The sequence below is a fragment of the Nocardioides sp. genome (genome assembly GCF_051876515.1).
In the GTDB taxonomy this organism is placed as follows: Bacteria; Actinomycetota; Actinomycetes; order Propionibacteriales; family Nocardioidaceae; genus Nocardioides.
Genome location: NZ_JBJEHY010000097.1, coordinates 1 through 9,557 on the forward strand (window position 1 = coordinate 1; position 9,557 = coordinate 9,557).

Below are 9,557 nucleotides of genomic sequence, written 5' to 3' on the forward strand. Positions count from 1 at the left end.
CCTTCGACCTGCGCGGCGCGATCGAGTTCGAGAACGGCGTCCTGGCCGCCCGCCGGATGCCGGACGGTGGCTGGGAGCTCGACACCGAGCGGACCGGGACGCGGCAGTTCGACATCCTCCTGGTCGCCAACGGGCACCACTGGGACCCGCGCCTGGCCGACAAGCCCGGCGAGTTCACCGGGACCACGATGCACTCGCACTCGTACATCGACCCCTCCACCCCGCACGACCTGCGGGGCAAGCGGATCCTCATCATCGGCATCGGCAACAGCGCGGCCGACATCGCCGTCGAGCTGTCCAGCCGCACGCTGGACAACGAGGTCGTCATCTCGACGCGCTCCAGCGCGTGGATCGTCCCGAAGTACATCGCAGGCAAGCCGGCCGACAAGTACTACGCCACCTCGCCGTACCTGCCGGTGGCCTGGCAGCGCAAGGCGGTCCAGCTGATGCAGCCGGTCTCGGCCGGACGCCCCGAGGACATCGGCCTACCCACCCCGAACCACAAGTTCTTCGAGGCCCACCCGACCCAGTCCGTCGAGCTGCCGCTGCGTCTGGGCTCGGGCGACCTGCGCGCCAAGGGCGACGTGGAGCGCTTCGACGGACGCACCGTGGTCTTCGCCGACGGCTCGGCCGAGGAGTTCGACGTCGTCGTCCACGCGACCGGCTACAACATCACGTTCCCGTTCTTCGACCCCGAGCTGATCAGCGCCCCCGACAACGAGATCCGTCTCTACAAGCGGATCTTCAAGCCCGGCTTCGACGACCTCGCCTTCATCGGCTTCGCCCAGGCGACGCCCACGCTCTTCCCCTTCGTGGAGAGCCAGACCCGTCTGGTGGCCGCGTGGCTCGTGGGCCGCTACGCCCTGCCGCCGCTCGCGGACATGGAGCGCGTCATCGACGAGGACGCCGCCAAGTACACCGCGCACATGGTGCAGCGGCCCCGGCACACCCAGCAGGTCGACTACTTCCTCTACGAGCACGACCTGCGGGCCAAGGAGCTGCCGGCCGGCACGGCACGGGTGGGCGCGTGAGCGAGGAGCGCCGCTGGGCGCGGATGGTCGACCGTCGGGCGGTCAACCGCGGGGACGTACGGCGGGAGGCGCTGCTCGCAGCGCTGGACGAGCTGCTGCGCGAGCAGTCGCTGGGCGAGGTCAACGTCGCGGAGATCTCGCGGCGCGCGGGCGTCACCCGTTCGGCGTTCTACTTCTACTTCGAGAACAAGCCGATGGCCGCCCTCGCCCTGATGTCCGACCTGTACGAGGCCTCCTCGGAGGCCACCGACTGGTTGGTCAAGGCCGAGGGCGAGCCCGCGGAGAGGATCCGGCGGGTCGTCACGGCCCTCTTCGACTCCGTCGACCGGGCGCCGCACACCTACCGGGCCCTGCTGGAGGCGAGCGCGGCCAGCGAGCGCGTGCGCGAGCTGTACCAGGAGGGACGGGCCGAGTTCGCGGAGATGGTCGCGGACATGATCCGCACCGAGCGGGCCGCCGGGCGCGCCATCGACGGCCCCGACGCCTCCGCCCTGGCCCGGGTGCTCCTCGACGTCAACGACCACGCGGTCGAACGGCACGCGACCGGCGCAGGGCCCGACCGCGAGGACCACATCGACGCCCTGACCCACCTCTGGACCCTCAGCCTCTACGGGAGCAACCGATGACCAGCACCTTCACCTTCACCTCTGGCGGGGAGCGCTGCGCCGCGACCCACTTCCCGGCGGCCGCTGACGGACCGAGGCCCGTGGTGGTGCTCGCCCACGGCCTGGCGGGCACCCAGGACGCCGGCCTCGCCCCGTTCGCCGAGGCGTTCGCCGCTGCCGGGCTGCACGCGGTCACGTTCGACTACCGCGGCTTCGGGGCCAGCGGCGGTACGCCCCGGCAGGTGGTCTCCCTGTCCGGACAGATCGCCGACCTGCACGCGGCGGTCGACGCGGCGAAGGCACTGCCCGGGGTCGACGGGCGCGTGGTGCTGTGGGGGATCTCGCTGGCCGGGGGCCACGTGGTCCAGGTGGCCGCGCAGCGCGCCGACGTGGTCGCGCTGGTCTCCGCCGTACCCCTCGTCGACGGGCTGGCCGCGGCCGGCCTGGCGGCCAAGCACCACCGGCCCACCCAGCTGCTGGCCTCCACCGGACGGGGCATCGCCAGCGCGGTCGGCTCCAAGCTGGGGCGCCCGCCCCGGATGATCCCCGTGGTCGCCCGGCCCGGGGAGGTCGGCGCACTGACCACGCCCGGCGCCTACGAGGACTACCTGGCCGTCGCCGGCCCCACCTGGCGCAACGAGGTCGCCGCGGACGTGGTCATGGAGCTCGGCACCCGGGCGCCGGCAAAGGCCGCCGCGTCCCTGACGGTCCCGTGGCTGGTCCAGGTGGCCGACTTCGACTCCAGCGCCCCGCCGCACGCCGCGATGAAGGCGGCCTTCGCGGGCCGGGCCGAGGTGCGTCACTACCCGGGCGACCACTTCGACCTGTTCCCGGGCAAGCCGTTCCACGAGCCGGCCGTACGACACGCCCTCCACTTCCTGGGGCGGGTGCTCGACCGCACGCCCGAGACCGTCCACTGACCCGACCCCTGCGCACCCACTGGAGAAGACCATGGCAACCACCCACACCACCGTCGTCATCGGTGCCGCGTCCGGCATCGGGGCGGCCACGGCCGACCTCCTCGAGTCCTCGGGACACACCCTGGTACGCGCGGACCTCAACGCCTCCGAGGGCGTGCTCGCCGTGAACGTCGCCGACGAGGAGAGCGTCGCCGGGCTGTTCGACGAGGTCGTGGCCAAGCACGGGGGTTTCACGGGCGTCGTGAACTGCGCCGGGGTGAGCTCGTTCGGGCACGTCGTCGACCACGACACCGCCGAGTTCCGGCGCGTGGTGGACGTCAACCTCGTCGGCGCCTACCTGGTGCTCAAGCACGCCGGGCAGGGGGTCGACGACGGTGGCTCGCTGGTCACGCTGTCGTCGCTCAACGCGCGTCAGCCGGGACCGGCGATGGCGGCGTACTGCTCGTCCAAGGCCGGGGTCGCGATGCTGAGCCAGGTGGCCGCGATGGAGCTGGCCGCGCGGCGGGTACGGGTCAACACCGTCGCCCCCGGACTGATCGTCACCCCGCTCACCGAGCCCGCGATGGGGATCCCGGGCGTGCGGGACGACTACCTCGAGAACACGCCCCTGGGCCGCAGCGGCGAGCCCGCCGAGATCGGCGGAGCGGTGCGCTACCTGCTCTCCGACGACGCGGCCTGGGTGACGGGGGAGACGATCGACATCAACGGCGGCGCGCACCTGATGCGCTATCCCGACCTGCACAAGCACGTGACGGCGGCGTTCGGGTGAGTCGCCGCGAGATCCCCGCAGACGCCTTCGCCGGGCGTACGGCGATCGTCACCGGCGGCGCGTCGGGCATCGGCGCCGCGCTCGGGCGGGCACTGGTGGCGGCCGGGGCGCACGTGGTGCTGGCCGACCTCGACGGTCCGGGTGCGGACCGGACCGCCTCCGCGACGACCGGTCCGGGCACGGCGCGCGGGGCGGCGCTCGACGTGACCGACGCGGCCGCGGTCCAAGCGCTGGTGGACAGCGTCGTGGTGGAGCACGGCCGTCTGGACCTGATGTTCAACAACGCCGGGATCACGTTCATCGGGGCCACGGAGGACCTGACCCTGGAGCAGTGGAACGCGATCATCGACGTCAACATCCGGGGCGTCGTGCACGGCGTCGCCGCGGCGTACCCGCGGATGATCGCCCAGGGCAGTGGCCACGTCGTCAACACGGCCTCCATGGGCGGGCTGATGGCCGCGGGGCTGCTGACGGCGTACGTCACCACCAAGCACGCCGTGGTCGGGCTGTCACTGGCGTTGCGGACCGAGGCCGAAGCCCACGGCGTCGGGGTGACGGTGGTGTGCCCGGCCGCCGTGGACACGCCGATCCTGGACAAGGGCGAGATCGGCCCGTTCCGGGGCAGGGACTACTACCTGGAGGGTCAGGGAATCAAGAAGCCCGTCGACCCGGACGTGCTGGCGGCCAGCGTGCTCTCGGCGGTGCTCGAGAACCGTTCCACCGTCATCGAGCCCGTCCAGTCGCGCATCGCGTACCGGTTGCAGGGTCTCGCCCCGCGGTTCGTGGAGCGGAGCGCGGCACGGTTCGTGGCACGGCAGATGAGGCGCGCCGGTGCGCGTCGCTGAGGCGTCCAGCGGGCTCCCGGACGCTCGCCGCGTCCTTGACTGAGGTGGGCAGGTCGGTACGTTGGAGGGAGCAACGTCGTCGGAGTCCCCGGCACGGACGGGGGCCCGGCGTTCTCGGGTCGCCGCCCCCGCGGCGACGTCGCTGCCCAGACCTGAGGTGTCCTGATGACGGATCCCGTGTCCGCCCGCCCGGATCTGACCATGCCCCGCGAGGAGCGGATGTCCCGGACCAGGGACCTGCTCGTACGGGCCCGGGAGGCTCCGCCGGGGGAGCGGGAACGGCTGCTCGACGAGGTCGTGATCCTCAACCGCTGCGTCGCGGAGTCCATCGCGGCGCGTTACGAGGGGCGGGGCCTGGCCACCGAGGACCTCCGACAGGTCGCCTGCGAAGGATTGGTGAAGGCGGTGCACCGGTTCGACGCGAGCAGCGGGAAGGACCTCCTCACCTTCGCCGTCCCGACCGTCCGTGGCGAGCTGCGGCGCCACTTCCGCGACCACGGCTGGGTGGTGCGTCCACCACGGCGCATCCAGGAGCTGCAGCAACGCATCGGTCGTGCCGCCGACGACCTGCGCCAGCAGCTGGGGCGCGACCCCAGCACGGAGGAGGTCGTGGCCGACATGGGCGTCGACCCCGAGGAGTACGCCGCCGCGCTCGAGGCGTACGGGTCGTTCGTCCCCGTCTCGTTGGACCAGGCCACCACCGCGGGCGGTGACCAGCCCCTGGTGGACACGCTCCCCGACGAGTCCGCCGACCAGCGGGCTGCCGAGGCGCGGCTCGTCCTGGCCCCCGTGGTGCGCGAGCTCCCCGCGCGGGACCGGCGGATCCTCTACCTGCGGTTCTTCGAGGAGCGCACCCAGGCCGAGATCGGCGCCGAGCTGGGGGTCACCCAGATGCAGGTCTCCCGCCTGCTGTCAGGGATCTTCGAGCGGGTGCGCGAGGCGGTCGGTCCCGGCGCGAGGGCCGGATGAGGAGGTCAGGCCGCGACGTGCGGCATCGCCACCTGGGTGAGCACCTGGTGGGCGGCGCAGCCGTCGGGCGCCACCACCGTGAACGTGGCTCCTGAGGCGACGGCCAACTGCAGGTAGTGGAAGAGGACCTGGACCGCCGGGCCGGACAGCCGGGTGACGTCGCTGAGGTCGACGCGGACGTCCTCGGTGCCCGCGTGAGTCGCCTCGTGGACCTGGGCGCGGAAGCTGTCGGAGTCGGCGTCGCAGACGTCCCCGGACACCGTGAGCGTCCCGCCCGTGGCGCTGCTCCCCATCGGTGACGAGGGAGGCTGGACCCCGGACGTGCCGGAACGCAGGAGCATCACGGGACGCCCGATGGACTGCTCGAGCACCACGCTGGTGCCGCGTACGTCCCGCACCAGCCGCATCGCGTCGACCAGGCCACCGGCGCGGACCAGGCCCCGTCCGCCGTGCGTGCCCGCGGTGGGGCGCCAGCGTCCCTGGTCGCTGACCCGGACCCGCAGGACCGCGGTGGTGTCGAGGTCCGCCTCGAGGCGCAGCAGTCCGGGGCCCGGGGAGTCGAGGTACGCGTGCACCACCACGTTGCCCGCCAGCTCAGCCACCGCCTGGGTCAGCGCCAGGCGGTCGAGCATGCCGGCCCCGACGACGTCCAGCCATCCCTGGAGCTCGGCCACGGCGGCAGGGACCTGCGCCGCCTCGGCCGAGGTCTCCACGGCCAACGGGCGGGGGAGTCCGGTGCGCTCGGCGACGAGCAGGGCGACGTCGTCGCGGAAGCCGTGCGGGACCTGCAGGGCGGACAGCACCTCGGCGCAGATCTCCTCGCCCCGCTGCTCGGCGGTGCGGCCAGTGCCGGAGACCGCTCGCCACCGCTCCAGCGTGGCGCCCAGGCGGGCCGATCCGTCGGCGACCCGGCCGTCGCGGGCGGTGAGGAGCCCGTTGGTGTGCAGCACCAGGACGTCCCCGACCTCCAACCGGGTGGCGGCCAGCGAGGCGGTCCCGCCCATCCCCAGGGGCCGTGACGGAGCCAGGTCCAGCCCGGTCGCGGCTGCCCGCCCCGGCGCTGCCCGGGAGGCCAGCGGGGCGGGGTGGCCGGCGGTCGCGACCTGCAGGTCCCCGGTGCCCTGGTCGACCAGGGCGACGGCCAGACTCGCCCCGGTCGCAGCACCGGATCCCGCCGCGTACCGGTCGACGGCAGCCATGGCCTGGGAGAGTCCGGCCCCGCTCTCCAGGCTCCCGCGGAGCACGGCCAGCAGGCGTACGGCGGAGGTCGAGGCCCGCGGACCGGCGCCGAGGGTGTCCACCACGGCCAGCGCGACCCGGCCGCCCGGCAGCGCGACGGCCTTGAGGCCGTCGCCCCGCTGGTCCCCGCCGTCGGAGCTGAGCACGTACCGTCCGGTCACCGACAGCCCGGGAAAGACGGGCAGGACGTCGGGCAGCGCGGCGTCGAGAGCGTCCATCCCTGACTCCACGTCGGCCCCTCCTCCGGTTGCGCCTCACGGTCCGGTACCCACTGGGCGGGTCCTGACTCCTCCGGGTGCGGCCGGGCCGGCGGGGCCGGTCGGGTGCCGCACGGCGGCAGCGTACCCGCCGCTCGGGGGCCGGGACGGTGAGCTGAACCCGTTGCCGTGGCTCCCGGGGATGGTCAGGATGGGCGGGTGCGCAGGAGCTCACCGGAGGAGCCGGGCTGGACGAGACGGCGCGCGGGCCGCGGTTTCACCTACGTGGACGCCCGGGGTCGGCGCGCCGGGGCCGACACCCGCGCCCGGCTGGAGTCGCTCGCCGTCCCGCCGGCGTGGCGCGAGGTCTGGATCTGCGCCGATCCGGACGCCCACCTGCAGGCCGTCGGCACCGACGACGCCGGCAGGCGGCAGTACCTCTTCCACCCGGACTGGGTGGCGGCGCGGGCGCGCGAGAAGTACGACCGGGTCCTCGAGCTGGGGCGGCGGCTGGGCCGGGCCCGCGTTCGCGTGGGGCGTGACCTGCAACTGGAGCGGGTGCCGCTGGAGCGGGCGTGCGCGACGGCCTTCCGCATGCTCGACCTGGGGGCCCTGCGCATCGGCAACGACGTGTACGCCGACGAGGACGGGGGTTTCGGTCTCACCACCCTCGAGCGCCGGCACGCGCGACGCCGGGGCGAGGTCCTGCACCTGGACTTCGTCGGCAAGTCCGGGGTCGAGCACCACGTCGAGATCTCCGACGTCGAGGTGCTGGCCGCCGTCGAGGCGATGCGCCGGCGTCGGGGAAGCCCGGACCTGCTGTCCTACCGCGGCGATCGCTGGCGAAGCCTCGGACCCACCCACGTCAACGACTACGTGCGCAGCGCGACCTCGGTGGAGGTGACCGCCAAGGACTTCCGGACCTGGCACGGCACGGTGGTGGCGGCCAGAGCACTCACCGAGGCCGCCCGGGCACAGTCGTGGGACGAGGAGGGCCCGCCCCGCGGCTGGGAGTCCGTCGCGTGGGAGGCCGCCGCCGAGCTGCTGGGGAACTCGCCGGCGCAGGCCAGGGAGTCGTACGTGGACCCGCGCGTGGTCGAGGCGCACGCCGGTGGTCGCAGGCTGCGGCCGTGGCGGGACCGGCGCGACCTCGAGCGTGCCGTGCTCCAGCTGGTCGAGGCGACCTGAGGTCTGGTCCTCGGCGCATGGAAGGACGGTGACCGGGTACCGCCCGGGCAGCAGTTCCTCGGCCCGCGCCGGGCGCGGGCCGACGTCCGCCACGGGGCTGCGGCCCTCCCGTACGCCGTGCGAGGGCCGCAGCCCCGCCCTGCCACGTGAGGAGACGTGCATGACCCGCTACGGCTACTTCCTGTCCACCGAGGAGTACGGACCCCACGAGCTCGTGGAGCAGGCCGTGCTCGCCGAGGAGGCCGGCTTCGAGGCCCTGTGGATCAGCGACCACTTCCACCCCTGGAACGACGAGCAGGGGCAGAGCCCGTTCGTGTGGTCGGTGATCGGGGCCCTCGCCCGGGCGACGTCCCTGGAGGTCACCACCGCCGTCACCTGCCCCACCGTTCGGATCCACCCGGCGGTGGTGGCCCAGGCCGCCGCGACCAGCGCGGTGATGCTCGAGGGGCGGTTCCGTCTGGGGGTGGGCAGCGGAGAGGCGTTGAACGAGCACGTCACCGGGCAGGTGTGGCCCAGCGTGGAGGTGCGTCTGGAGATGCTGGAGGAGGCGGTCGCGGTGATCCGTCGCCTGTGGGAGGGCGACGTGGTGAACCACCGGGGCCGCCACTACACCGTCGACACGGCCAGGATCTACACGCTGCCCGAGCGTCCGCCGCAGGTCCTGGTCTCCGGGTTCGGGCCGCAGGCCACCGACCTGGCGTCACGCATCGGTGACGGGTACGTGACGACGTCGGTCGACACCGACCTGCTCAGCCGGTTCAAGGCCGGCGCTGGCGGCAGGCCGGCGCCCATCGGGGGCAAGGTGGCCTGGGCACCGACTCGTGAGGAGGGGGTGCAGCACGCGCACCGGCTGTGGAGCACCAGCGGCCTGCCCGGCGAGCTGGCCCAGGTGCTTCCCTCGCCACGCCACTTCGAGCAGGCGGCTCAGCTGGTGACCCCGGAGCAGACGGCCGCCACGGTCGTGGCCGGTCCGAGGGTCGAGGACCACGTGGCGTTCCTGCGCGAGCGGGCGGAGGCCGGGTTCGACGAGGTCTTCGTGGCACCCATGGGGCCGTACGCCCGGGAGATGATCCGGGCGTACGGCCGTGAGGTGCTGCCCGCGGTGCGGGGCTCGGTGGGACGGTGACGCGTCACCGCCCCACCGCTCGGGCCAGCTGGGCCTTGTTCATGGACGAGCGGCCCTTGACGCCCTTGGCCCGGGCCTCGGCGTAGAGCTGCTCCTTGGTGCGGCCGCCGGGCCCGCTGTGGCTGCGCAGCCCGCCCCGGCGACCCGACGAGATGTCCTCGGTGGAGGTACGGCTCGCCTGCCTGCTCTCGCCGTGGCGGGCGCGCTCCTTGTTGACGGTGCGTGCAGCGATCTCCTCGGCGTCGTCCGTGGACTCGCCGCGCTCGCGCAGGCCTTCCTTGATGTGCTCGTACTGGCGTTCGCGCTTCGCGCTCCAGGCCTTCTGGGGCATGGCGTCACTCCTGGTCGGTGGGGCGGGTGGGGTGCACGTCGGAGCCGAGCCGGTGGGCCGGCGCGGGGTGCGGGTCGGTGGTGTCGACGTCGAGCCGCTCGGGGTCATGGGCCTGGCGCTGCGACCGGCGGGCGTCGAGCCACCACAGGCCCACGAACACGGCCAGCACGACGGCGGCGACCGCGACGTACACGATGACGTTGTCCATCGGAACTCCTCGGCTGGTTGGGATCGATCGGTCCCTGCGCGGTACCCGACGGACGGTGCGGCAAACGGTGGGTGCATGGATCGCTGCGGTCCGGGTACCGCTGTTCACGGTCGAGCGGGAGGAGCCTGT

Annotated in this window: 11 protein-coding genes; 8 read left to right on the forward strand and 3 right to left on the reverse strand. The window is 73.5% G+C overall.

The features are described 5' to 3' along the window. The 6 genes from ACI379_RS06945 to ACI379_RS06970 all read left to right on the forward strand — a co-directional run. Positions 1 to 1,031, forward strand: a 1,031-nt coding sequence (locus ACI379_RS06945) for a flavin-containing monooxygenase (protein ID WP_439791351.1), incomplete at its 5' end; no start/stop codon positions are given. Continuing rightward, the gene (locus ACI379_RS06950) at positions 1,028 to 1,657 is read left to right on the forward strand and encodes a TetR/AcrR family transcriptional regulator (protein WP_439791352.1); all 630 of its coding nucleotides are present in this window, start codon (positions 1,028 to 1,030) and stop codon (positions 1,655 to 1,657) included. The genes ACI379_RS06945 and ACI379_RS06950, both read left to right, overlap by 4 nt. Beyond that, the gene (locus ACI379_RS06955) at positions 1,654 to 2,556 is read left to right on the forward strand and encodes an alpha/beta hydrolase (protein WP_439791353.1); all 903 of its coding nucleotides are present in this window, start codon (positions 1,654 to 1,656) and stop codon (positions 2,554 to 2,556) included. The genes ACI379_RS06950 and ACI379_RS06955 overlap by 4 nt, the downstream gene beginning before the upstream one ends. A gap of 31 nt (positions 2,557 to 2,587) precedes the next feature. Continuing rightward, entirely contained in the window at positions 2,588 to 3,325 is a 738-nt protein-coding gene (locus ACI379_RS06960; RefSeq protein WP_439791354.1) for an SDR family NAD(P)-dependent oxidoreductase, read from the forward strand. Next, a complete protein-coding gene (locus tag ACI379_RS06965; protein WP_439791355.1) occupies positions 3,322 to 4,170 on the forward strand; it encodes an SDR family NAD(P)-dependent oxidoreductase in 849 nt (282 codons plus the stop codon). The genes ACI379_RS06960 and ACI379_RS06965 overlap by 4 nt, the downstream gene beginning before the upstream one ends. Positions 4,171 to 4,335: 165 nt before the next feature. Next, on the forward strand, positions 4,336 to 5,139 hold the full coding sequence (locus tag ACI379_RS06970) for a sigma-70 family RNA polymerase sigma factor (RefSeq protein WP_439791356.1): 804 nt from the start codon (positions 4,336 to 4,338) through the stop codon (positions 5,137 to 5,139). Between the two features lie 5 nt (positions 5,140 to 5,144). On the opposite strand, the gene ACI379_RS06975 is transcribed toward ACI379_RS06970, so the two are convergent. Further along, positions 5,145 to 6,596, reverse strand: a complete 1,452-nt coding sequence (locus ACI379_RS06975) for a SpoIIE family protein phosphatase (protein WP_439791357.1) — start codon at positions 6,594 to 6,596, stop codon at positions 5,145 to 5,147. Positions 6,597 to 6,794: 198 nt separating this feature from the next. Here ACI379_RS06975 and ACI379_RS06980 point away from each other — a divergent pair, with 198 nt between their 5' ends. Together ACI379_RS06980 and ACI379_RS06985 are read left to right on the forward strand one after the other, a co-directional pair. Next, positions 6,795 to 7,763: a DNA topoisomerase IB gene (locus ACI379_RS06980; protein WP_439791358.1), complete on the forward strand. Its 969-nt coding sequence runs from the start codon at positions 6,795 to 6,797 to the stop codon at positions 7,761 to 7,763. A gap of 160 nt (positions 7,764 to 7,923) precedes the next feature. Next, positions 7,924 to 8,889, forward strand: a complete 966-nt coding sequence (locus tag ACI379_RS06985; RefSeq protein ID WP_439791359.1) for a TIGR03557 family F420-dependent LLM class oxidoreductase — start codon at positions 7,924 to 7,926, stop codon at positions 8,887 to 8,889. A 4-nt stretch (positions 8,890 to 8,893) separates the two neighbouring features. On the opposite strand, the gene ACI379_RS06990 is transcribed toward ACI379_RS06985, so the two are convergent. Next, the gene (locus tag ACI379_RS06990) at positions 8,894 to 9,220 is read right to left on the reverse strand and encodes a plasmid stabilization protein (RefSeq protein ID WP_439791360.1); all 327 of its coding nucleotides are present in this window, start codon (positions 9,218 to 9,220) and stop codon (positions 8,894 to 8,896) included. Positions 9,221 to 9,224: 4 nt separating this feature from the next. Further along, a complete protein-coding gene (locus ACI379_RS06995; protein WP_439791361.1) occupies positions 9,225 to 9,428 on the reverse strand; it encodes a hypothetical protein in 204 nt (67 codons plus the stop codon). Between the last annotated feature and the right edge of the window lie 129 nt (positions 9,429 to 9,557).